This window comes from Rothia endophytica (assembly GCF_039543885.1).
Lineage (GTDB): Bacteria > Actinomycetota > Actinomycetes > Actinomycetales > Micrococcaceae > Rothia > Rothia endophytica.
Genome location: NZ_BAABKP010000004.1, coordinates 75929 through 99521, shown reverse-complemented (window position 1 = coordinate 99521; position 23593 = coordinate 75929). Strand labels below are relative to the sequence as shown.

Annotated in this window: 17 protein-coding genes and 1 pseudogene; 6 read left to right on the top strand and 12 right to left on the bottom strand. The window is 55.1% G+C overall.

Annotation, left to right across the window (positions count from 1 at the left end):
- Window positions 1-84 precede the first annotated feature (84 nt).
- A complete protein-coding gene (locus ABD982_RS09270) occupies window positions 85-270 on the bottom strand; it encodes a hypothetical protein (protein ID WP_345446751.1) in 186 nt (61 codons plus the stop codon).
- A 271-nt stretch (window positions 271-541) separates the two neighbouring features.
- Between ABD982_RS09270 and ABD982_RS09265 the strand changes: the two genes are divergently transcribed.
- From ABD982_RS09265 to ABD982_RS09240, 6 genes are all read left to right on the top strand, one after another.
- A complete protein-coding gene (locus tag ABD982_RS09265) occupies window positions 542-841 on the top strand; it encodes a heavy-metal-associated domain-containing protein (RefSeq protein WP_345446748.1) in 300 nt (99 codons plus the stop codon).
- A gap of 85 nt (window positions 842-926) precedes the next feature.
- Complete coding sequence (locus tag ABD982_RS09260; RefSeq protein ID WP_345446745.1) at window positions 927-1667, top strand: Crp/Fnr family transcriptional regulator; 741 nt, start codon at window positions 927-929, stop codon at window positions 1665-1667.
- Between the two features lie 153 nt (window positions 1668-1820).
- The gene (locus ABD982_RS09255) at window positions 1821-2060 is read left to right on the top strand and encodes a heavy-metal-associated domain-containing protein (RefSeq protein WP_425570043.1); all 240 of its coding nucleotides are present in this window, start codon (window positions 1821-1823) and stop codon (window positions 2058-2060) included.
- 205 nt (window positions 2061-2265) lie between these two features.
- Complete coding sequence (locus tag ABD982_RS09250; protein ID WP_345446742.1) at window positions 2266-2583, top strand: hypothetical protein; 318 nt, start codon at window positions 2266-2268, stop codon at window positions 2581-2583.
- A 476-nt stretch (window positions 2584-3059) separates the two neighbouring features.
- Complete coding sequence (locus ABD982_RS09245; protein ID WP_345446739.1) at window positions 3060-4934, top strand: heavy metal translocating P-type ATPase; 1875 nt, start codon at window positions 3060-3062, stop codon at window positions 4932-4934.
- A 53-nt stretch (window positions 4935-4987) separates the two neighbouring features.
- The gene (locus tag ABD982_RS09240; protein WP_345446736.1) at window positions 4988-5686 is read left to right on the top strand and encodes a type IIL restriction-modification enzyme MmeI; all 699 of its coding nucleotides are present in this window, start codon (window positions 4988-4990) and stop codon (window positions 5684-5686) included.
- Window positions 5687-5977: 291 nt separating this feature from the next.
- Here ABD982_RS09240 and ABD982_RS09235 read toward each other — a convergent pair whose 3' ends face one another.
- The 11 genes and pseudogenes from ABD982_RS09235 to ABD982_RS09185 all read right to left on the bottom strand — a co-directional run bounded on the left by ABD982_RS09235 (window position 5978) and on the right by ABD982_RS09185 (window position 23537).
- Entirely contained in the window at window positions 5978-7021 is a 1044-nt protein-coding gene (locus ABD982_RS09235; RefSeq protein WP_345446733.1) for a DinB/UmuC family translesion DNA polymerase, read from the bottom strand.
- A gap of 143 nt (window positions 7022-7164) precedes the next feature.
- Window positions 7165-8499, bottom strand: coding sequence for an MFS transporter (locus tag ABD982_RS09230; protein WP_345446837.1), 1335 nt, complete (start codon window positions 8497-8499; stop codon window positions 7165-7167).
- Window positions 8500-8744: 245 nt separating this feature from the next.
- Window positions 8745-9866, bottom strand: a complete 1122-nt coding sequence (locus tag ABD982_RS09225) for a hypothetical protein (protein ID WP_345446645.1) — start codon at window positions 9864-9866, stop codon at window positions 8745-8747.
- Window positions 9867-10739: 873 nt separating this feature from the next.
- Window positions 10740-11069 carry a helix-turn-helix domain-containing protein gene (locus tag ABD982_RS09220; RefSeq protein WP_047118356.1) on the bottom strand — a complete coding sequence of 110 codons (330 nt, stop codon included), beginning with the start codon at window positions 11067-11069 and terminating at the stop codon, window positions 10740-10742.
- A gap of 2 nt (window positions 11070-11071) precedes the next feature.
- Window positions 11072-12217 (bottom strand): tyrosine-type recombinase/integrase, encoded by a 1146-nt coding sequence (locus ABD982_RS09215; RefSeq protein ID WP_239464103.1) that lies wholly within the window; start codon window positions 12215-12217, stop codon window positions 11072-11074.
- A 117-nt stretch (window positions 12218-12334) separates the two neighbouring features.
- Window positions 12335-12601, bottom strand: a pseudogene (locus ABD982_RS09210) (Y-family DNA polymerase); the annotation flags it as partial.
- The gene (locus tag ABD982_RS09205; protein ID WP_345446839.1) at window positions 12594-13019 is read right to left on the bottom strand and encodes a LexA family protein; all 426 of its coding nucleotides are present in this window, start codon (window positions 13017-13019) and stop codon (window positions 12594-12596) included. The gene ABD982_RS09205 and the pseudogene ABD982_RS09210, both read right to left, overlap by 8 nt.
- 141 nt (window positions 13020-13160) lie before the next feature.
- On the bottom strand, window positions 13161-13349 hold the full coding sequence (locus tag ABD982_RS09200; RefSeq protein ID WP_345446730.1) for a hypothetical protein: 189 nt from the start codon (window positions 13347-13349) through the stop codon (window positions 13161-13163).
- Between the two features lie 427 nt (window positions 13350-13776).
- Window positions 13777-17073, bottom strand: a complete 3297-nt coding sequence (locus ABD982_RS09195) for a DUF499 family protein (protein WP_425570042.1) — start codon at window positions 17071-17073, stop codon at window positions 13777-13779.
- Between the two features lie 87 nt (window positions 17074-17160).
- Complete coding sequence (locus ABD982_RS09190) at window positions 17161-19941, bottom strand: DUF1156 domain-containing protein (protein ID WP_345446724.1); 2781 nt, start codon at window positions 19939-19941, stop codon at window positions 17161-17163.
- A 44-nt stretch (window positions 19942-19985) separates the two neighbouring features.
- Entirely contained in the window at window positions 19986-23537 is a 3552-nt protein-coding gene (locus ABD982_RS09185; RefSeq protein ID WP_345446721.1) for a helicase-related protein, read from the bottom strand.
- Window positions 23538-23593: the final 56 nt, after the last annotated feature.

Sequence of the window (23593 nt, the reverse complement as noted above, 5' to 3'; positions counted from 1 at the left end):
TCGCTGGCCGATCGGTGGAAGACCGGTTGAGGCCGGGCACCCCCGGGGTGCCCGGCCCATCTCGGTTCAGAATTCGGCTGCCTCTCACATGAGCATCATGAGCAGGAGGAAGACCAGGAAACCGACGGCGGCCATGGCGATGGTGCCGGTGCTCTCCTTGATTTCGTAGGCCTCGACCAGTAGCTCGGCGACGGCGGTGAACAGCAGTGCCGCAGCTCCGAAGGCCAGCCCTGCAACCAGCACCAGGGCGGAGACGCGGGGTTCCGGCAACCCCGGAACGGACCTTCCAATCAAGCGGGTTGACCCCGGCCGCGTAGACCTTGACCCCGAGTTCTCCCGGGGCCGGCTGGGGGGGGTGTTGCGGGTGATCAGTTCCTGGTTGTCCGGGCCGCCGTACTCGTTGAACACTTATACCTTCGACATCGTGTGCTTCCTCTCCTCGTGAATTTCTTTCCTGTGGTCACGGCCGTTCGCGGCCTTGCCTGTCACGGTAGGAAGATAATCACCGCGAGACCATGACGTGGATCAAAGAGTGAAAGAAGTGAGCACGAAGGACCCCACCGACATTCGAACTACTCCAACTTCTGGGGAGCAGTTCATCATGACCACTCCCATCCTCAAGCACACCACCGTGTCCACGTCGGGGTTTTTCTGCCCGAGCTGCCTGGCCACCGCCCAGACCGCACTCAATGACCTGGACGCGGTGGCCTCCGTCGAAGTGGTAGTACCGCCCGGCCATCTCGTGGTGTCCCATGACCTACAACAGGTGTCTGTGGACGAGCTCATCAAGGTCGTCACCGACATCACCTCCACTGCCCACTCCTCAGGCAGCGAGTGGTGAGGGCGCGCGGCTGTCGGTTGTGTCGGAGGCTTTTGTTCCTCCGCTTCCGCGGTCATTGCTCTCCGGGCCTGATAGCATGGGGCTTATGGCCCGCAATCCCGTCCGTCACACCTGTGCTCAGCCGCATCAGTGCTCCCTGGACGTGCGCATGCAGGTCCTGGCCCGTTCTCCGCTGACCAAGGAGCTGAACCCACTACAGCACAGGGAGCTTGACCAGCATCTGACCTCCTGGGCCTGGGCCGCGGGTGATCCCATCCTTCTAGCCGGCGAGCAGGCTCAGGGCAGCTATATGGTCGCCTCCGGTCGGGCTCGGATCACACGGGACACCATCGGTGGCCGCGAAATCACCGTCGACATCGCCGCCCCCGGGGATGTCATCGGCCCACTGCACACCCATAGCTCCCCAGCCACCGACTCGGCCTGGGCGATCGAGACCACCTGCGCGCTCTACCTGCCCGCCGAGGCCCTGGCCGAGGTCGTGGACGCCTACCCGCAACTGGCGTTGGCGATCATTCGGATGCAGCAGGACCAATTGGTTCGGTCCCGGGAACGCGAGACCGCACAGACCACCTCGACTGTCGAGCAGCGCGTGGCCGCCGCTCTCCAACACCTGGACGCCAAGCTCGGGCAAGTCCGACAAGACGGATCCAGCCTGCTGCAGGTCCGCCTGCGCCGCGACGACGTGGCCGGCATGGCCGGCACCACCGTCGAGTCCGCCTCCCGGGCAATGGCGCGGATGAAGAAAACCGGTGTCATCGACTCCGGCCGCGAATGGATCGCCATTACCAACCACCAGGCCCTGGCCGACCTGGTCGCCGCCCTCTAAAACGCCCACATCCCTCTCTCTTTTCCAGGACAATTTCCTGGTAGGAGAGATTTGTCGTTGTTTGATCCAGGTCAAGGAATTGACCCGGAAAGGACCGTATCTTTAAAGGTGCAAGCACAGGAACATGATGATAAAAGATGAAAGGACCTGGTTATGATGACCGCCACGGCCACGCTGAAGAACACCACCTTGCGCTCTGATGAGTTCACCTGTCCGAGCTGTGTCGCCAAGATCGAAAACAAGCTGAATGGTTTGGACGGCGTGGAGAATGCGGAGGTGAAGTTCTCCTCCGGACGCATCCTGGTCACCCACGACCCACAGAAGGTCTCCGTACGTGACCTGGTTACCGCGGTAGCCGAGGTCGGTTACACCGCCAAGCCGTCGGCGATCTGACGCACTTCCGACCCCACAAGCCCGCCCGCACCAGAAAGTGCCGGCGGGCCATTTGTGCCCCCGGGCTACGAGCACCACAGTCTTTTTGCAATCCAGATCTCACTTTGCGGGTACTTGATGCGGATCAAGGTACTTTCTCCGGATTGTTCATAACTTAATGAGTGCCACAGAAAACACCTGATCTTCATCATGAAAGGACACCACCATGGCCGAAGTGACCTTTGCCAGTCTCCACGAGAAGATGAAATTCCTGCTCAAGGACCACGGGGTCGAGAACTTCGACGAGTCGGATCTGGACCTCGAATCCGTCTCCTCACTGCACGCCAAGGCGAACGCGTTATGCGCCGCCCACGGCGGTGACCCCTCCCGCATGGCGAACGATACCCTCGCCCAGCTGCACCCGAAGCTGGACTTCCTGCTGAAGGGGCACGGCGTGGACACCGACACTGCCCGCCTGGACTTGAGCACACTGGAGGCTGTGGATGCCAAGGTCAACGCCATTGTCAACGCCCACGATCATTAGCGACTGGACCATCTTTCCGAAGTGGGAGCCGCGCTGTCCTCATGCCCACACCGACCCGTGAACGACAGGGACCGAATCTTCTCGCAAGAACTCGAGCCCTGAATACAGGCGACATCCAGGGTGCCATACGCAACGGTTACTCCCGCCTATCACAGTGTGGCGGCGTTGTACCGCGTGAGCCGTCCTGCGGGCCAGGCCGACACTATCACCTAGGACATCTCAAGGAGACCCGTGACGCCTACCAGCGACGCGTAGATGACGACCTCGCCCTGTTCCCCTCCCTTGCGGCGCCCGACCCACACGGCCGCCACCCGATCCGGGAATGGCTGAGCACTCACACCGGCCCTCTCATGGACGCCGGCTGTACCGCCAAACCCTCGGCCTACTTGATCCAGGTCAAGGAAGTTTCTCCGGAATTGTCCTAACTTAATGAGTGTCACAAGAAAAAGACCCTCAAAAAGTAAAGGACACCCATCATGAAGACCTGGAAAACCTGGGGCGTGGTCGCCGTCTCAGGCCTGCTGATTATCCTGTCCTGGCTCACCCCCGCTGGGTGGCTGTCAGACGGATTCATGATCGCCGCCGCGGTGGTCGCCGGCTGGCAGATCGCCGTCTCCGCCGTCCAGGCCCTGCGAATTAAGATGATCTCGATTGACCTGCTGGTCATCGTCGCCGCCATCGGCGCGCTGTTCATCAACAACTACTGGGAATCCGCCGCCGTCACCTTCCTCTTCGCCCTGGGCAAGGCCCTGGAGAAGGCCACGATGAACCACACCCGCAAGGCACTGTCGGACCTGGTGGACGCTGCCCCCGAGACCGCCACCGTGCTGCGCGACGGTGAGCCCGAAACCGTTGAGATCTGGGAACTGACCCCCGGTGACGTCGTGCTCGTGAAAAACGGCGAGCAGATCCCCGTCGATGGACGCGTGCTCTCCGGTCACGGCGGGGTCGACGAGGCCACCATCACCGGGGAATCCGTGCCCGCCGAGAAGGCCCAAGCCTCGGAGGTCTTCGCCGGTACTTGGCTGCGCTCCGGGGTGCTGCGCATCGAGGCGATCGGCATCGGCTCGGACTCCACACTGGCCAAGATCATCCACCGCGTCGAAGACGCCCAGGACGACAAGGCAAAAACCCAGACGTTCCTGGAGAAATTCTCGAAGTACTACACCCCCGGCGTCATGATCGCCGCCCTGGCCGTCGGCCTGATCACCCTGAACGTTGAACTGGCCCTGACCCTGCTGGTCATCGCCTGCCCGGGTGCCCTGGTCATCTCGATCCCGGTCTCGATCGTCGCCGGTATCGGACGCTCCGCCAAGGACGGGGTGCTCATCAAGGGTGGCGAATACCTGGAGACCTCCGCAAAGGTCGACACCGTAGTCGTCGACAAGACCGGCACCCTGACCAACGGCCGCCCCGAGCTGACCAACGTCGACGTCCTCGACCCCGCCTACTCGGACGATGAGGTGCTCACCCTGGCCGCCCGTGCCGAAACCGCCTCCGAGCACCCCCTGGCCGAGGCCATCATCCGCGGCGCGGAGAACAAGGGACTGACCATCGACATGGTCGAGAAAGCCAAACCGGTCACCGGCAAGGGCATCATCGCCCACGTCGACGACCACACCGTCGCTGTCGGTGCCGGCGACCTGCTCGACCACACCCCGGATACCACCCGCATCCTCGAACTCAATGATCAGGGCAAGACCGCCATGTACGTCGGCGTCAACGGACGAGCCATCGGCATCATCGCCGTCGCGGACACCATCCGTGACGACGCCCCGGCCGCTATCCGGTCGCTGCATGACAAGGGCGTGCGCGTGATCATGGCCACCGGTGACGCGCAGCGGGTGGCCCGCAACATCGCCGCCGAACTCGGGGTCGACGAGGTCCGGGCCGAACTCATGCCTGAGGACAAGCTCGAGATCGTGCGTGAACTCCAGGCCCAGGGCCGCACCGTGGCCATGATCGGCGACGGCGTCAACGACACCCCCGCACTTGCTCAGGCCGACATCGGCGTGGCCATGGGGGCCGCTGGCTCACCCGCCGCCATCGAGACCGCCGATATCGCTCTGATGGCCGACAAGCTGCCGCGTCTGCCCTATGCCCTGGGTCTGGCCCAGCGCACGGTGCGCACCATGCGGGTCAACATCGCCATCGCCCTGGCCACCGTGGCGGTCCTGCTGGCCGGTGTGCTGCTTGGCGGGGTGACGATGTCGATTGGCATGCTCGTCCACGAAGCCAGCGTCCTTATCGTCATCGCGATTGCGATGCTCCTGCTGCGCCCCACCCTCAAGGAGGGCAACGTGGAAGAGGTATCCGCCACCGATGCCGCGAAGGAGGCGCTGATCGCCTAACACCACCCACAAGCCAGCCCCGCCGGTTTTCCTCCAGGTCTTCCCCTTTCCGTATGGGCAAGGAACTTGTGCGTGGTCTTGACCGGTGGTGTTTATGGTTGGAGGACGCAGATCCTTCTGATATTTCTAAAAGCCCGTTCTTACGTCAGCGTGTAGAAGCTAACCGCGAGTGGCGAACAGCCCAAAAACCTACTGGTGATGCTTATAAACTCAAAGATACTCCACATCTGATGCGTCCTAATAAAGAACGTCCTTTGGTGGATTATGTAGGTATTCCCCGTGTTGTGTCGGAAGCTCGCTCTTATTACACAGTGGCTCATCTAGGGGTGGACGTGGTCGCCGGAGACAAGGTATATACCGCAATTGACACTGATGGTTTACTTTTTGCCTTGATTAGTTCCAGTATGTTTATTGCTTGGCAGAAAACAGTGGGCGGGCGGCTTGAATCTCGCCTAAGTTTTTCAAACACGATTGTCTGGAATAACTTCCCTGTCCCAGAGCTTGATGAGAAGCAGCAAAAAGCTGTCATCGCTGCCGGTAAGAAAGTACTAGAAGCACGCGCGCTTCACCCGGACCGGTCACTTGCTGATCATTACCACCCACTGGCTATGTCACCGGAACTTCTCAAAGCACACGCTGCGCTAGATAAGGTGGTGGACCAAGCCTTCGGCGCTCCACGTAGGCTCAACACAGAGGCTCAGCGTCTAGAGATTCTCTTCAAAAATTATCAGCAGCTAACTCGTCAACAGTAAGAAAAAGGGTGCCAAGACAGCTGTCTTGGCACCCTCTCTTAGGGTTTGCGTTCAACCCTCACTCAACTGCACCGAGCTAATGCAGAGACGAGACGAGAGCTTCACACCCCTCTGCCACAATTAGGTGCGACTAGACCTCTCTGGTGAATGAGAAGTCTGCTTATCAATAGGGGTGCATCATCCCTAGAGGATGTCAGATAGTGATGGTGCCTGCACCCTCTCTATCACGAAGCCGACCCATCTATAGTATGTGTGCTTATTATATTTGTGGTAGCACTTTCTCAAAGAAGGCTAATTGATCTTGACTCGCACTAACTCATTCCAATGAGTAGTCCCCCGCAAAGAGAGCATATCCCGGCGCATCTCCCAATCAGCCGGAGCCGCAAACCCAGCTAACCCCAACCCCAAAGAACCAGCCCCACACTTCTCCTGAACCTGGCTCAATAACCCCGCAATATCTCGTCGCTCATGCACATACCCCAGACCCTCCAGAGGAATATGCACCCCGGCAGGCACCAAATCAGAGAGCATCACCCCAGCCCGCACATAAGACACAGACCCAAAATCAACCTTCTCCAGAAGCTGCACAGCAGCACGGGTCAGAATCATCGGATCTGCGGTCTTACCCGGCAGCTTGATGTGAACCGCAGGATAATGGGACTGCCCCGAAGAAAAAGGACTGGTGCCACAAAAAGCAGTCAGCAGTCCTGCTAACTGCTCACCCCTACTCAGTCGCCCCGCTGCTCTTTGGGCATAGATACTAAGAACCTGCTGCATCTGCTGCCGGGTCTCAACGGGCATTGAGAACGCCCGCGAGTAAATCAGCTGCTCTTTGAAAACACGCTCCTGCTCCAAGGGAATAGCACTCACCCCGTTGAGTTCTAGCACGGTTCGCATGAGAACCACACTGAATTTCTTGCGAATGATATGTGGGGGCGCTGCTGCCAAGTCCCCTATGGTTCTGATGCCCATTTTCTCTAACTTAAAGGTAGTACGCGCTCCGACTCCCCAAGTTTCGGCGGCAGGCAGGGTAGCAAAAAGAGCTTCCCGGCGCTCCTTCGGCAAAGCATCCCAAACACAGACCCCACCTAGTGCAGGTACTTTTTTAGCCGTCTTATTAGCTAGCTTGGCCAGGGTCTTAGAGGTGGCAACTCCAACACAAACCGGAACTCCTACCCTGCGGGCCAGCTGATTCTTGAGGTTGCGGGCTAGGACCTTGGCTTCGGTAATTGATACCGGGGCGGTTAAGAATGCCTCGTCAATGGAGTATTGTTCAAAATCGGCTGCCTGTTCTTGCAGCACACTACTGGTAATGGCGAATATCGATTTGTTCACTATTGGCTTGTGCTGATTGCGCCCAGCAGGATATACCCTGCTGGGCGCGTCGTGGGCCTATCACTGCGCTGTGCCAAGACGGAGAAGACGGTTTCACGATGCGCCCAGCATTTTTCACGGGGCTGACTCGGATGGTTTCGTTGCTAGGCGTATTCCTCAGCACCATGACGCGGCATGGATATCCGCATGGCTATCAGTCCTGCCCCGATTAACCCGATGATGGCAAACGCACTACTGAGCAGAAATGGGTCTATTCCGAAAGAAGCTCCAGAAAAGCCGAGACCGATGTAGAGGGTGATGCCTGCTGACCCGCCGAGCTGATCTGCCGCCCGCTGGACTCCAGAAGCTGTACCGGCATCCGATTCGGTCACTCCAGTAACAGCCGCGTACTGAAGTCCGACTAGCCCAAAACCCATCCCTACGGCGATAAGAACCATAGCTGGAATCATCGCAATAGCCGCAGCCTCTACGTAGGTGACGATGGCGATAGCCACCATCCCGAGAGCCGTAAACCCGATGCCGGTCACGGCGCAAAATCGCGCGCCCCATCGTCCGAGGAATCGAGGTACCAAGGTTGCGGCAGCAACAAGCGAGATCGCTAGTGGCACCAGCGTCAGTCCTGTGGTCAACGGACTGAGCCCCAGCCGGTTCTGTAGGTAGAAAGTGAACAGCAAAAACGATGTGGACAAAGCACCGCTGAGCAGAGCAGTCGCAAGATTGGCCCCCACTCGCGTTCGGTTGCGGAAGAACTCCAGGGGTATCAGCGGATTCGTGGCCCGTCGTTCAACGACAACAAACATATAGGCGGCTATCACAGCTGCAACTAGCACGACCACGGCCGCCCAACGGGGGATTCCGTCAGTCTCTCCTGCTTCGACGATCCCGAATACCAACAGAAGTGGCGCAGCTGTCAACAGGACCGAACCAGGAAGGTCGAGTTTCATACGCCTTCTTGGCTGGTCTGCCGGGATGAGAATGCCCGAAGCGATGAGGACGAACACGATAAAGGGTACCGATACAAGGAAGATCCAGCGCCACCCTAAAAACTCAGTGATGACTCCGGAGAGAATGAAGCCAAGCACAAGCCCGCAGCTAGCAACTGCCGCCCACACGCTCAGCGCGCGTGATCGTCCACGACCTTCGGGGAACAAGAGAACAATCACAGCCATTGCGGCTGGCAAAGCCATTGCTTCGCCTGCCCCTTGAAGCAGCCTCGCGGTTACAAGAATAGGATACGTAGGGGCAAGTCCCGCCAGCAGTGAAGCGAGGCCGAACACAGTTGTGCCGATCATTAACAACCGGCGCTGCCCGAGTAGGTCCCCGAGCCGGCCGCCAAGCATTAATAGACCGCCACCGGTGATCGTGTACCCGACGACAACCCATGTCAGTTGTCTAGCATTGGCACCGAACTCGGCACCGATGGACGGAAGGGCAACGTTCACTACGGTCACATCTACCGCGATCAAGAATTGCAACATGGAAAGACAGGCGAGCGTCACCCAAGCCCGCACCGCCGTGGTTTTAGATTGAGAAGAAAGATTAGTGGGAACCAAGTCGTGCTCCATCGTTCAGAAGAACTCCGGGCAGCACTAAGCGCCGCTCCGGACTGGCCGTAGAGCGGCGAAGCATCTAAAGATTAAAGGACTACGTGCTCCGCCGCTAGCGGAGCATCTTCGTCACGGCGGCTGCAGCCGCAGAGGAACCTGCCATACCCTGGATTGTATCAGTTCCGTGGCGGATATCTTGCCGGGCAAGCCTTCGTGCGTAGTGCAGGATATGTTGACCAGTCGCGGTTTGCTGCTGTTGCCCAGGCTGCAGCTGAGACGGTGGAGATACCGAGCAGATCCGATAAGAGTGGCACAGGTATTTCAGCGGCAAGTTCCAGGAGTGCGGCCGAACGAGAACGATTGACCGGAATACCCAATCGATTCAACCGGCTTCCTAAGGCCCCTGCGGTGAGGTGTCTACCTGGCCACCTTCCGGGGAATATCCATGTGTCATTTATATCCCGGTGAGTTCTGGGTGGGTTCTGGTACAACAGCGTGACAGCATGCCCGAGTTGTTCAGGCAGCTCAATAGGATCATCGGCGAGGGTGACGGAAACGCCTTGCTTGCTGAAATGCACCGCAGTACGTGGAATGGCGACAATACGAGTCAGTGGTTGTCCGTATAACAACACAAATAGTCCTGCGACACGGTCTTGCGGTTCTAGGGTTTGATCTCGGAGCAACCAGCGCGCTAGATCCCAGCGTTCATCCGGAGGCATCGAACTTACGGGTTCTCTTTTTGGACGATATGATGAGACAGCTGTAGCAAGTCCATTGTCTTTAAGCCATCGCGTGAAGTGGCTTATGTGATCATGCCGGTTCGCTGAGCCAGCAACGTAGGCGTCGAGCACGCGTTGGGGCAAGGTCAAGGTCGTATATCCCTGCTCCTCGACGAATTGAAGGTATTCAGCACAGGTCTGTAGTCGAGATCGGAGCCGGTGAAACCGGTTATTGGGATCGGTAGGTCGTATCGCGTACCCTGCCCAGGGTTTGGTCGAGAGCCCCCATTGCGCGTATCGGCGCAGCAACAACCGATGAGTCGAGTTGGTCTGTTCCGAGAGCCACGAGGTCAACCAGAGGTAGTATCGTTCCTCATTGACATCGATGTCTGGGAGCACGCCGGAGGTCACGAGCAGGCTCAGTAAGAACGTTGCCCCTTGTTTTCCTCCGCATCGGGTAAAGATTGCCTCGAATTCTAGGGGCAACTGCCCGGTGGCTAATTCTCGCAGCACCGCAGCACTGACACGGTTGGTGTATTGCCACCCCATGAGGGAGTCAGCTCGCGCAGGCCCTTCCAATAAATACTTTTCTAACGGTCGAAGCTCAGGCCGCACAGCCCCGTCGGCATCTGCCAGCATCGTTCGGATTGTTTCAGGGCGGTGGCATTCGATGCACAGGTGGAACTTGCGCACGTTCTTCACTGAACCGCATCCCGGACATGCTAAAACTTCGGGTTGACCTGCGCACGAAGCACAGCACAGTTGGTCGTTTACAATGTGGGTGAGGAATTTCTGTTCACCACAGCCTGGGCAAGGCCGAGGATAACGCATCCCGTAGTAGCAATTGGGACAGATCGTCTTCCCTTGCAGGTGTAGGGCTATGGGTTGAAGACGTTGACAGCCGAAACAATCAGCCTTGGGACGCTCATAGCAGCGATTGCAGACCAACGTTCCGTCTAAAGCATTCTTAACAGAGGTTGTCTCCTGACAGCGATGGCATACGCCAAAGGAGCGTGGATCGAGCCTCCAACACGGTCTGCAAAAGTACTGTCCATCAAGGTTTTTATGGATGGGTCGCCGTTGCCCGCAGCCAACACATGGTCTCGCTCGATAATTTTTCTCGCATCGAGAACAGTGGCGACCTCCTTGAGGAGCTCGATGCGGCAACTGCATCTTTCGGCCACAACTCTCACATCCCGGCACCACAATCGCCACGGCCCCAGCCTCCCTGAGAGCAGCGGTCAAGGCTTGAACCGTCACGGGCACGTTCGGGTCCTCACCAGTCAGAATCCCGGGCCGTTTACTGATCGCGATGAACAGCCTCCGACGCGTCCGATGGACCGGCGCAATAGAATCGATCATGGCGGCCAGAACACTCGGCGCAATTTCTGGGACATAAGGCTCCAGAATCAAGACAATGTCTTGTGTCACTGTATCCATAAGGAGCTTTCGTTAGTACTTAGGCCGTCTGATCCTGGCCCGCACCGGACGCAGATCACCAATAGGCGCTTTACTACCTTCAGCCACAGCAGTCTTCGGCGCTTCGACTTCACGCCGCTCCGTCACGATCAACTCATCCTTAGAACACTCCAGCGCATCACACAGCGCAGACAACACCTCCAGACTAATGCGGCGAGGTGGCGTTGTGACCAACCGATACACTTGCTCCCGCGACAGCTCAACGCCTCGCTCGGCCAATAAAGGGCGAAGATCAGTCGTTTGGAATAGCCCTTTCGAAGCCATAATGGCTCGAAGGTTCCACGTAGTATGCAGCTCAATCATTCCTACCCCTCCTCCTCGGTAATTTTTCGCAGCGCCTGGGCCAAAATTCTATTCTTGAAATCTCCACTCACGGAGGTATAAATCGAGGTGGTAGACGAGTGCTGGTGCCCCACTTGTTCCTGCACGAAGCGGTCAGCATACCCATGTTCAATCAAATGCGTGACATACGAATGCCTCAGACTGTGCAACGTCAGCTCTTCCGGCAACCCAGCTTCGGCACGAAGCTCGGCAAATCGGCGATCAAGATAACCCCCAGAGATGCGAGTCCGTCGCTCGGTAACCCAAATAGCATCGAGTTCTCCTGGATCAAACCGATCACGGCCTTGTTCAACCCACTGCCGCATACCCGGTACCCACCAATCGAATTCTGGCACGAGCAAAACAGTACGACGTCGAGGTGCACCGCCGCCGGCGGCCTTGCCCCATCGCACATGCAAAGCCGCATAACGTCCCCACTGTTTAGCTTCGGGATTGTAGTGCAGATCCGCAAGATCCAACTGGGCTAACTCATTTCGTCGTAGCCCAAAAGCATAAGCTGTTTTGAATATCTGAGAGTCTCGAAGCGCGGCCAGCGCGCCCTTCTTCCCTGACGCAGCGAGTTCTTCGACTTTGGCATCGGCCGTGTCAAATAGGGTTTCAACCTCGTCGAAGGACAGAGGACGACGTTTTCCAGACCCCTCATATTGAGCCTTATGTGCCACCGTATTCCAGGGCAGACAAACCTGTACCGGGTGGCTACCAAACTGGTTTTCACAAATCTCCACCCAGTCATAATTCGGATCAATCAAATACGCACAGAACGTCTTAATAGCATTGTGATTGTGCCGCATAGTTGAAAGCGACTTGAGCCGTTGATCTGGCCCCGAAATAAACTCTTCGACATCTTGAGCATTCCACTCCCACGGCATCCTCCCAGAAAACTCCTGCAACCGCAGGATCAGACGCCGCCGAGTCGCAATAGTCGTGGAACGCAGCCCCCGACTGCGCTGTTGGCTTTCCCAACCACCAAGCATGGCCTCAAACACCGTCGCTTCCGGCGTCACAAACGCCACATTGGACGAGTCCGACACGGCGCGAAGAGTCCGCATTAAATCATCTGAATGTTGCACCACATACAACAATGTAAGGGCGCATGCATCAACGGTCAATAGCCGACCGAGAAGACTTGAACTACACTGGGTAAAACTGCCCTCGCAAATGAGAATGATCGCTTATTGCCGAGTCAAAGAATGATTGCGAGTTGCATTTCGCACAACAGTCGACGGTTTCATGACCCGGTTTGAAATGTCCCCATAGAGCTCATAGTTAGATGAACGGGCAATAACCCCTTGTGCGGCCGCGCGTAGCTCAACCTTGAACCAGGGGTCGCCCATCCTATAGCCCAGGGCTTTAGCCTCAGAGGATAAAGCAATAACGCAACCGTCATTATTAGAAAGCACCACTACCGGCTTACCCTCTAGGGAAGGGTCAAGAATCCGCTCACAGGCAACGTAGCAGCTGTTAATGTCAATGTGGAATATCAGGTTAGACACGGTGTAGGCATCGGGTGACTACCCCGAAAATCGTGAAATCTGATTCTTTGGGGATAGGAATAGGTGGGTAAGCATTATTTTCGGGTAACAGCCAGCCTTGGCCGTTGCGGTCGATACGGAAGCGCTTGATGGTGAATTCGCCATCGATTGCAGCGACTACTACCGAACCTTCTTTCGGAGTGATCGAGCGGTCCACGATGATTTCGTCTCCATCGGCTATTCCGGCGTCAATCATGGATGAGCCAGTGACGCGGAAGATGTAGGTGGCCGCGCGGTCGTGGAAGAGGATGTCGTTCAAATCTATATCGACGGCTGAGTAGTCTTGAGCTGGTGAGGGGAAGCCTGCGGGCAAGCGGGTTTCTGGGGCTTTGAGCACCAGCGAGGTGTTATCGAGTTTGGCGATGAGGTGAGCGTGCATAGTCACATGATAGTACATGTGTTCTATCGGACATAGAATATGTGTACTATATGGTGACCATGGTTGTATCAAAAACGATTTTAGGCAGTTTTGATTACAGCCAGGTTTTGATACAAGCCAACCCCTATCTAAGAGGCTTATTCATAAGGTCCCACCCACCACAAAAAACACCAACCCACCCACCACAAAAAACACCTGACCATACAAGCCCAGCGCACGCCTGAACCCAGTATGCAACACCTGCCAAATCTTGATCTGAGCGACGACACGCTCCACCACCGACCGCAGCCGATTAATGAGCCAGTTATTTTTCTTCGCTAAATTGTTCATGATTAGGCAAATCTCCTTAACATATAGCTGTATATATTGTCGTATGGATAGCAGTATATATGGTTATCCATATAACCAGATTTGCGGATATATGGGTTTATGGCTTGAGTGCTTTAAGCGTCTGCGAAAGCTCCGTGAATAGGTCTTGATACCCGCCTAAGGCTCCAGTGTGTATCTGCAAACCAAAAGTTTTGCACCTGCTGCTTGTCCGGCACTTCTGAATGGACCGCTTGATGGACTGAAGCAACTGCGCAGGGAGCCGAGAGCGTGCACACGCTAAGGAGTTGGAGCACCGTGCTAAACAGAACTTTGCTTGCTTAGCGTGCACTGCATGGAAAAGCTCTCCAACAAAGGGAGGACCGTTTCCATGCAGTGCTTACCGCCTTGCTATCGATAATCAACCGTCAGCTTGTCACGAATTCCGATTCTAGCGTTCTTCAAATGTCGAGCTAGGATCGAATTTCAGGACGTTCGCGTTCTCCTGAATGGTGCGAACTTCGGACTCGGTGAATCCTTCATCTTTACGGGCTTGGATATCCAAGGTGATTTCAAGCTTGGCTCCGGTCCCTGCCAGGCGATCAACAACTTCTCGAAGTACATTCCCGATGTCGCGGGCGTACCTGTCGGAATCGATTTTTACTGAACCGAAGAATCGGGTGAGTAGCTGCGCCGGAGCGCCATCTCCTGGGACTGGTTCTAATGGTGAGTTTGGATGGTCTGTTCCCGCTTCAGATGGGGTAACGGAACCACTATTTCCCGGAGTTTCGATACCCTCTGTTTGCTGTTGGTCGGATTCGATTTGTTCTTGGGCGCGAGTGCTTTCGACCAGCAACGTACTATCAGTAATTTGAATTTCTCCGCTGAATCCTGACTCAAAGAGTAATTCGCGATAGCGCCCGGTGCGATCGTCTTTACCGCTGGCTACAGCAAAGGACTCACTTGGCATCATCACAGTCGAGAGCGACTTGACCACTGCGGAATCGAGTACCTCTCGATTCACTAGTCGGGGCATGTAGACATATCCAGTGAAGTAAGCCCACAATTCGCCGAGCGTGATGTCACCTCGATCTTTCCACACCGCGCTGAGTTCATTGTGCAAAATAGATCCCAGAATCTCAGCACCCAAAGTGGTGACCAGCTGGTCTTCTCGTAAGAGCCTTGCCCCCACCCGCTCCGCCAGAGAGCGACTACCCGAATCGGGAACTTTCTCAGTCACCAGATCGAATGGCTTAGCAGGATCAAATTGTTCAGGATAGACAGCCCACACGAACGCATCACGAATTCGATCGGTAACCGTGCTGTCGAGTTTGCTCACCCAATTATCGGTTTGAAGACGTTGTTGGGTGGAGAGGTTAAGGCTGTCGCTGGTAATTTGCACATTTTTCCACCCGAGGTAGCTGCGAGTGACAGCTTCTAGCCCTTCCAACTCGTTTCTGTCAGCCATGAGGAAGACCAGTGAGTTGCGGTGCGTTCGCTGAGTGGACCCTTTGCGTTCAATGACCTCTCGGACCCAGCGATGTGCTGGAGCTTCATTCCCATCTTGCTTCCTTCTGGACAAACGGGGATGGAGGATCACTAAGCGGGTATTTTCAAGATCCGGGATGTCAGCGGATGAACTGGGTGCGATATGCACTCGATCGAACACGCCACGATGTCGTTCTTCGGTCTTCAATCGCTGGCTGATTTCGTTCCACACGGTTTCAACGTCTTCGCGAAGTCGTTCAGCGTAGTCATTTGCAGTTTTAGAAACCGAGGGCTGAGTATCGAACCAATAATGTCCTTGTTCTTCGTAGAAGTAGGTCGAGCGCTGCGCCAGCAGCTCGACAGCGCTGCCAAAATTACCAAGCACATCCCCTGGCACTGCAGTGCCCAACCAGAGGTACTGCTTATCTAGTCCTTTACGACTGCTCTTGATGCGCGGAGCGGCACCGATAAAAATCGTTCGGGCTACCCGTTGAGCCACGAAACGCTGGCCGAGATTCGGCCGATCGAGATCGATCTGCTGTGCGGTTGAGCCTGTGCCGTCGATGTCGGAATCAATGATTGGTTTCCATTGGTCTTCAAGATATTGAGTCAAGTCCGTATTGACCGTTGTTGCATCCAAAGGTACGTTCCCAGGCAGAATCAGCGCAGAAGTGTCGTTGGACGCCCACAGTTCGTGCACGATTGAGGACACGAGCTTCAAGACGCCACGGGTACGCTGGAAACGCTCAAGGGTTGACCAGTCCTCGTAGAGCCTGTCGAGCAATTCTGGGTGCAGAGGATAGGACGCTCGGATGCGTTTTTCGTAGTCATCATTGGGGGAAGCGGCATCCCTGGGGAATAACGAAGTATTGTTCCGGTATAAATTGGCGAAGCTTCTCGCCACTGCACTGATTGTGGTCAGGCTTTCGGCATTGGGAGCCTGGAACAAACGGCGGCGGACTATTTCGAAGGATTCATCCTTGCTTGAAGAACGCCACTGATCAGCGACCCGTCGGATCACGTTCTGCAGTCGTTCAAGTGCCAGCTGCCCATTGGCTCCACCGATTTCGATATCGCTGCCGCTTGACTCACTGCCAGTATCAGATGCAGGGATGGAAACGACCAGCATGACCCCAGGGACAGAACGGACTATCTCCGTCAGCGACTGAGCAAAAGTGAATTGAGTTTCGAAGGACCCCGAGGGAAGATCCTTATCGGTGACCAGCTGCCTGGCATATGCTACCCACTCATCGATCAAAATCAACGAAGGAGCGTACCGCTGGATGAGAGTCCTCAGAGTTTCACCAGGATTTGTGCCTGCCCGATCATCTTCGGCAATCATATCGTACGCTTCGCGCCCACCGAGCTGCCATGCCAGCTCCCCCCAGAGCGTATGGACTTCAGTCCCATCGTCTTTGACGAGAGGAGAGCCAGCCTTCAGATAGGTGCCCACCAAGGCGACACGGCGTACCCCCAATGTGGATAGGTCAGGGTTACCGTTCGCGGCAATCAGTTCTTGGAGTTCTTGGGGATAGGCTGTTGCCGCGGTTCCGCTAAACAGGTGGTAAAGGGCCAGCATGGAATGCGTTTTTCCGCCACCAAAGTTGGTCTGCAGATTCACTACAGGACTTGCTCCTGCTTCGCCGTTTAAGCGTCGCAGCGCACGGGAGAGCAGGTCACGCAGCCCCTCGGTCAGGTAGGTCCTTGTGAAGAACTCGACAGGGTCACCATACTCGGGGCTCGTGGCCTGGCCGGTATGGACTAGATGCAAATCTGCTGCGAATTCTGAGGCAGTGAACGCACCACGGGCTACATCATCGTGTGGTTGAATGACTTCCCGCCATGGTCGCAACCCCGTGCCTGGTTCAAGAGATACTTTGGCACGTTTAATCTTTTTACGCGTTTGATCCTCGAAGACTGTGCGCTGCAAATCATTGCGCAACTTGCGAACATCATCGGCGGAGTCTACCGCTCCCACTGCCTGCAGCAATCGTTCAATGGTGTCTAGCGCACGCGAAGCATCATCGGAGCTGAAAGGTTCGTTATGAGCCCAAAGGTTGCGAGTTTCCCTCAGCTCGGAAGCGAAACCCTGCTGTGCACGGGAGAGTACGTCTTTGAACCGGTAGCCTTGCTCGGTGATAGCGCGCAGCTGAACCTGGACATCATGTTTCGTGAGCGTGCGCAGCGGAACGCCACGGCGTTGCACGTCTTCTTCTGCCCATTTAGCGGTCCATTCAGAAGTGCCGTACACGCCTGTCATGACTTCATCTACAACGTCCAACAAGCCCTCTGAGAGTAGATCGAAAGCTTTGCCGACTCGATCCCTATTATTTATTGCCATCGAATATCAGTCCTCTTCTTCTTCGAAGTCAAACGCTTGTTGAACTGGTTTTGGTGTGGACGAGTACTGACGTGCTGCTTCATTTACGTCACCCCACGCACTGACCAAACCGTTGAATAGGATTGCGTCCTGGGTGTTCTTTTTCTTTTCGGCTTCATGGAAGAGCAAGAACCCAAGCTCTTTTACTGCGTCCAGATCGACACGCGATTGCAGATTGGCCAAAACTTCTGCGACCTTCTCCGCGCCTTCCTTCGCCATCAACGCGGAGAGCCGCACTGTGGACTCCCACACGCTGATTCTCGTATCAGCCTGGACATCCCATTCAGCATCCAGCTGTTCAGGAGAGAGCAGGCGCGCTTTACCACCGCGTGCTTCAAAAATTCCTCCACGTTCCAATGCGCCAATAGAGGTGTCTGAAGAACGGGCCAGCTGATCTGCTGATCCTGAGTTCGCTTGGTCCCATCCATAGGTCCGGTACCATTTCACCGCAAAACGCGTATCAGAATCGAAATCTGACTCTTGCTCACCGAGCACCTCATCAAGCGTGCTGTTGATAAGCAATAAGGCATCCTTCACGCCCATGTCTGACCCGTCGGACTCCCGAACGCGTGCATAGCGTGAGAAAACGGAGATGCCAGGACCGATAGCCGCCTGGGCCAGATCGACTGGTGCGATGGCACCTTGCATCAAAGTCCTTAAGGCATCAGGCAACTCTGAACGAAGAGTCGCGACAAAAGCACGGCGGGTCGTCGAGGTAGCATTGTCCGGGCGTGGCCGGCAGGCCAAAACGATGGACGAAGCTAGAGCATTAGAACCGACGCTAATGAGCCTTCCGCCCCGTTCGCTCCGCATAGGCCAAGTCGCAGTTATTTCCCATCCAGATTCAATAAGACCGTCAAGTAATGTGTGCCAGCCTGTGGAACTGGTTCCACCGGATTTGGTTTCTTGCTGTTTGTAAGCGTAGTAAACGGTCAAGGGCACTTCAGTGTTAGCTGTTTCGCGGATCCTCTTAAAGACGCTGTTGAATCCGGCAATAAAGAATTTTTCCGCAGCATCTTTGCCTCCGTGACGATATGGGTTCGCTACGAGTTCTTCAGATTTTGGGGTAAGCATAGTGCCTACCGTTTTGCTGTGAATGGACGAAAGTGAGCGTCGCAACCATACATAGAAATAGTCGCTAAGATCCGAATATCCAATGTTGTCGTAATATGGTGGATCTGTTGAAATTACTAGGTCTTGATAGTCACGGGTTGCTGCATTCACTTGCACAGCCTCGCCGCTAGATACCGCAGGAGTATGTTCCAGAGCTTTTCTGACCCATTCGAGGTTTCCTAAAAATCCTCCAGAGGAATCAGAGAATAGATTTACTTCTGCGTAATCCCAGACCATGGGAATAGCCTGCCGGCCGAATACGTTTCTTACTTTTTCGCCGACGGATTGCCAGCTTGCGAGAGACGAGAGTCTATCGGTCTGCCTGCCAACCGCAAGCGCGAGATAGGTGGCGACCGCATCAGCATAGGCCTCGGCTCCGGTACCACCGTTTTCAAGCCGTTCACCAGGTTCCATACCACTAGCAAGCGCATCTTCAAGAACCCGCTCACGCGCTTCACCCACCAAATCGCTCAAAGATGTGAGCGCAACTAGTTGACGATTCGTAAACAAATCGGCCCACGTAGTAAGACCATAATTGGGTGTCTTAAAGTCACGAGGATTCTTGGGCAAATTCCCTTCGGGAACATAGTCAGGACGATCCACCAAGGAAGCCTCAATATGTATTTGGGATGGCGATACGTAGAGACGACTCCTTTCCCCCTCTGCGACCACAGCGATAAGGTGGGCACCCATTCGGCCGGCACGACCTTCAGACCGGATGTAATTCAATGGCATGGGGGTTCCATCCCCAATGGCGTAGGCACCTTTACGACCGACTGTTCCGTCCTCTTCGCCTTTAGGACCTTCCGAATCATGACGCACTTCGTATTGCACTTCACCGTTGACAACGGAAGCCTTGATCCAGGCTTCTTTGCCTTTTTTCTTGCTGAGCCACCAGGAACGCACCAGAGGTACCTCGATGGGGTTCGCAGGGTTAGGGCTTTTGACAGTGCGCGCCCAGATCCACGCGATCACCGTATGCTTAGTACCGCCCGGCACGGTGACTTGCGGGTAAAGATTACCGATTCGTTGTTGGGCTTCGTCACGCATCCACTGCCCGTAAGAACGGACATCGGCGGCCAGCCCTTCTGCTCGTTTCCAGCTCATCTGTTCACCTTCGCTTGAAGGGAAAACAGGCTTCTTACCCGAGAACTTTGGGGGAATCTCGATGAGAGATTTATTCAGAAGTACAGCAAGCGGGTTGAGGTCACTGGCATGAGCCTCCAAACCCAAACGTTGAGCTTCCAAGGGGATTGCCCCGCCGCCAGCGAACGGGTCTAGAACAGCGGGTAACTTCCCGTTGTTGCTTTTGCGGATTTCGGAACGGGCTGCCTCCAGAAGTGTCTCGTCGTTGCTGTTTTCCCAGATAACAAGCTTTTCCATCAGCGCGTGAAGACGAGCACGTTCGGTATCTTGAAGCTCAACGGTAGGGAATTCTTCTGGACGTGAAGCAGGATCATCCACTAGCTGGGCGAAGAGCACTGCACGGGCTGCTGCGAGTGGGCGACGAGCCCAGTAAAGGTGCATGGTCGAAGGGTGGCCATGCCGAATCGACTTTTCCCTGGAAGCTTGGGCATTAATGGCTTCCAAAGGGAGAGAGGTTTCGATGAGTTTCTTTTTAGTTATTGATGTCATGAGGGCAACTTTCGTGAGTGCAATATGTATCTACGTTGGGATGGCTAGTGGGGGGTGTTTCCGCGGGTCCAGTATTCCCCCCATAATTCGTTGGAAGACCGTGTCGTAATCGACGGTGAAAAATGTGCAAAGGCATCTTGAATATATCGGAGTTGATCATCAGCTGGTCCATTGGGAGATACCGCGACTAGAGCTAATCTATGGCGATTACCTTGTGTCTGCGCGAACGTAATTTCGTTAGTTGTGATTGTAAAAGTATCTGAACCGGATATACGTCCCTTGACTTCAATGTAATATGTAGCCCCTCGATGGTCAGTAGATTGGATGTCGTACCCAGGATTGTTGCGCGGCATCTCGACAGGTTTCCGTCCGAGGGACCGCTCAGCTGCGAGTACAGCTTCGACTGCGCGGCGTTCGACTTCCTCTGTTTGACGAGCGTATGTCGATTGCTTGGTAGGCTCTGTATTTTGTAGTAGCTGGCTTGGGATAACTAGCGCTGTCCCTCGAATCACTGCTGGAACAGCAACCAAAGCTTTAGCGTGGTCGAGTTGTTCGAGCCTGCGCATTAGCCGGGTATCAAGTTCGCGAGCCCGGTTTAGAGCTGTTTCGGCTCGGATTCTGCCGACAGTTCCTGATCTTTCCAGCGCGTTGAGCCGGTTATGTTCACGGTCCCAATGATTGATCTCCGCCAGCAAGCGTTCCGTGACTTGTATGCGGGTACGTTCAGTTTCTGCCTCAAGACGTTCTTTCATCTCGTTCATCCTGGGTGTCAGCCCTTCACGGTAGGACCAGGAACGGATGGTTTTCTCATGATTCTGTTTTGTCCATGCTTCATCAGCGATTGTTGAGATCATCTGAACTTCATGAGATTCTGGACGGTCAAAATCGAGATAGGCAGGGATAGCAGAAATGCTCACCGATCCTTCTGGAGTTAAAAGAGGGTAGTCAAAATGATGCGACACGGTGTCGCTCTCTAAATTCTCGATCCGCTGTTCGACATTGAACATCAGCATGGCAGAAGCAGACTGAGTGCTTCTTCGGTCGACGAAAATTGTGCCTTGTTTGAGAGTATGGCCAAGGTCCTGGATAGATAACTCAATCACCGACTGCAAGAGCGGATGGCCGGGCGCGAGCAGAGACGCGTCAGGCAGACCACTGGACCTAATTCCCGATATTTCGAACGTCACGCGTTCGTACTGCTCGGAAACAGGAGCCCAACGGTTCATCCGCCGAGCCATATCCCTAATTTTCCGCGGTACGCGTGTGATCTCGTAGCGTCCCTTTTCTCGTTTGCGAATTCGTCCTCCTAAACGCTCGAACGCGGGAATGAAAAACGCGGCGATGTAACCAGGTTGGAGGCGTCGTGCACGGGCTGTTTCCATTCGAACTCGAACAGCGTTGAGATCTATGGCGCTGAACATTTCTGGATGCAGCGCACGCTCAGCCAACATGTCTTCTAGCCCGTGTGAGACCCCGGCATCAATAATGTCGTCGAGTTTAGCTTTGACCTGGGGCTGGTCACCGTAACGTATAGCTTCAATGAGCAAGTCACGTAGTGAGCGTTCCTGGAAGGCATCTGTATCGCCAAGGACGTTAAATAGATTGCCGTTGTAGGCAATATCCATTTGTTCAATTTTTGACAGTAAGCGCGCGAAAACTTCGCCTTCACGTGTATCTTTAGCGACCATGTTCCACAAATGGCAGACTTCTCGCTGGCCAATTCGGTGAATGCGTCCGAAGCGTTGTTCGATCCGGTTCGGGTTCCATGGCAAATCGTAGTTGACCATTAGGTGGGCACGTTGAAGATTGAGTCCCTCTCCAGCTGCGTCTGTTGCAAGGAGAACAACGGTGGCTGGATTATGCGTGAAATTTTCCCGTGCGATCTTCCGATCTTCGCGTCGTGTTCCGCCATGGATTGTGATTACGGAGTCTGATCGTCCGAACTGAGCAGTGATCCTATTTTCCAGGTAGTTCAGGGTATCTCGATGTTCGGTGAAGATGATGATTTTCCGTGGATCTTGTGAATCCTTGTGGCTCAAGAGCTGCTCATCGAGGATCGTCCTGAGCTGCACCCATTTTTTGTCGTCATCTTGCAAACGAACTTTTCGTGCTGCTGCAACTAAACCCTCGAGAATCGCGATTTCTGCTTTGAGCTCAGGGATTGTCTGAGCCGCAGTGGCTAAATCTACAACTTGATCTGCCTGTGCTTCGAGGGCTGCACGTTCCTCAGTGGTTGTTTCTTCATCAAAGTCGTCGTATCCGCTGATGGAGAACGAGGGTAGCGAGGAGTCAGGGGAGGGAACTGAGAAGTCGTTCCCGAAGCTTCGCGCACTGGTGGTGGTCTGCTGCATTTCGTGTAGACGTGCATTGAGACGTCCTTGACGCCGTTCCAGAGAACGGAGGATCGCTTCAGGACTTGAGGCGAGTCGACGTTGCAGAACTGTCAGTGCGAAACCAACATTGTTGCCGCGTTTCTTGTCGCCGCTCTGGGAGATCCGTTCAGCTCGTCCCATTTCTGTGCGGACATAGTCCGTGACAAGCTCGTATAGCTCGCGTTCCGCCGGGCTTAGATCGTATTCGACGGTATATGCGCGCCGTTCAGGGAACAGCGGTTTGCCTTCGAAAGTTAGGAGATTTTCCTTCACCATTCGACGCATCAGGCCCTGAGTATCTGTGCGGTGAACTCCCTTCCGATACTGGCCTTCGAACCGATCCTTGTCCAAGAGGGACATGAATAGCTGGAAGTCTTCTTCTTTGCCGGCATGCGGTGTTGCCGTCATGAGCAGGAAATTATGGGATGTCTCTGATAGCAGGCGCCCAAGTTTAAAGCGTTTGGTCTCATCGATTTCTCCGGCCCATGAGGAATAGTGAGCTGACATCCTGTGCGCTTCATCGACGATTGCCACATCCCACGTGGTTTCATTGAGCTGCTCGAGAAGGTCTTCATTGCGTGATAGCTGGTCCATTCTTGCAATGAGGAAAGGATGCTCAGTAAAGACGTTTTGACCTTGGCTCTCATCCGCCATCTGACGGCTGAAAATTTCAAAATTAAGATTGAACTTTTGGGCAAGCTCTTCCCGCCATTGTTCTACCAGCCCGCCTGGAGCCACAATAATGGCGCGCTCACAGTCTGAACGTAGGATGAGCTCTTTGAGATAGAGCCCAGCCATGATTGTCTTACCTGCGCCGGGGTCATCGGCCAAGAGGAATCTCAGTGGAACTCGTGGAAGGAGCTCTTCGTAGACTGCTCGGATCTGGTGGGGCAGCGGGTCAACGTCGGAGCTATTTACGGCCACCATCGGGTCGTAGAGGCCTGCATACTTGATCCGAAGAGCTTCGGCTGCAAGACGGAATTCATCAGGATCCGCGTCGAAAGCTGGTCCCGCGTCGATTTCTTGGATGATATGAAGGCGTGCGACTTCAGAATCTGTGATTGAACGTGAATAGCTGCCACCGTTGTCGTCTCGGAAATATACTTCCGCTAGGTCTGGGTCGATTGATTCGACTGCCACCAAACTGACGTCCCCTGAAGGCAAAAGCCCCCGAATGCGTTGTCCAGCGCGCAAGCTGGTGAGATTCAGTTCGCTACCGTGCATACCGGTTACCTTTCAGGATTCGAGCAATAGGCCAGGATATCGGTGATGTCCGACAG

What these genes read in the sequence shown, in the direction of transcription:
- ABD982_RS09260 (WP_345446745.1), top strand. Translation starts at nt 927, where the DNA reads ATGGCCCGCAATCCCGTCCGTCACACCTGTGCTCAGCCGCATCAGTGC.
- ABD982_RS09255 (WP_425570043.1), top strand. Translation starts at nt 1,821, where the DNA reads ATGATGACCGCCACGGCCACGCTGAAGAACACCACCTTGCGCTCTGAT.
- ABD982_RS09250 (WP_345446742.1), top strand. Translation starts at nt 2,266, where the DNA reads ATGGCCGAAGTGACCTTTGCCAGTCTCCACGAGAAGATGAAATTCCTG.
- ABD982_RS09245 (WP_345446739.1), top strand. Translation starts at nt 3,060, where the DNA reads ATGAAGACCTGGAAAACCTGGGGCGTGGTCGCCGTCTCAGGCCTGCTG.
- ABD982_RS09240 (WP_345446736.1), top strand. Translation starts at nt 4,988, where the DNA reads ATGGGCAAGGAACTTGTGCGTGGTCTTGACCGGTGGTGTTTATGGTTG.
- ABD982_RS09230 (WP_345446837.1), bottom strand. Translation starts at nt 8,499, where the DNA reads ATGTTGCAATTCTTGATCGCGGTAGATGTGACCGTAGTGAACGTTGCC.
- ABD982_RS09220 (WP_047118356.1), bottom strand. Translation starts at nt 11,069, where the DNA reads ATGATTGAGCTGCATACTACGTGGAACCTTCGAGCCATTATGGCTTCG.
- ABD982_RS09205 (WP_345446839.1), bottom strand. Translation starts at nt 13,019, where the DNA reads ATGCACGCTCACCTCATCGCCAAACTCGATAACACCTCGCTGGTGCTC.
- ABD982_RS09200 (WP_345446730.1), bottom strand. Translation starts at nt 13,349, where the DNA reads ATGAACAATTTAGCGAAGAAAAATAACTGGCTCATTAATCGGCTGCGG.
- ABD982_RS09195 (WP_425570042.1), bottom strand. Translation starts at nt 17,073, where the DNA reads ATGACAGGCGTGTACGGCACTTCTGAATGGACCGCTAAATGGGCAGAA.
- ABD982_RS09190 (WP_345446724.1), bottom strand. Translation starts at nt 19,941, where the DNA reads ATGACATCAATAACTAAAAAGAAACTCATCGAAACCTCTCTCCCTTTG.
- ABD982_RS09185 (WP_345446721.1), bottom strand. Translation starts at nt 23,537, where the DNA reads ATGCACGGTAGCGAACTGAATCTCACCAGCTTGCGCGCTGGACAACGC.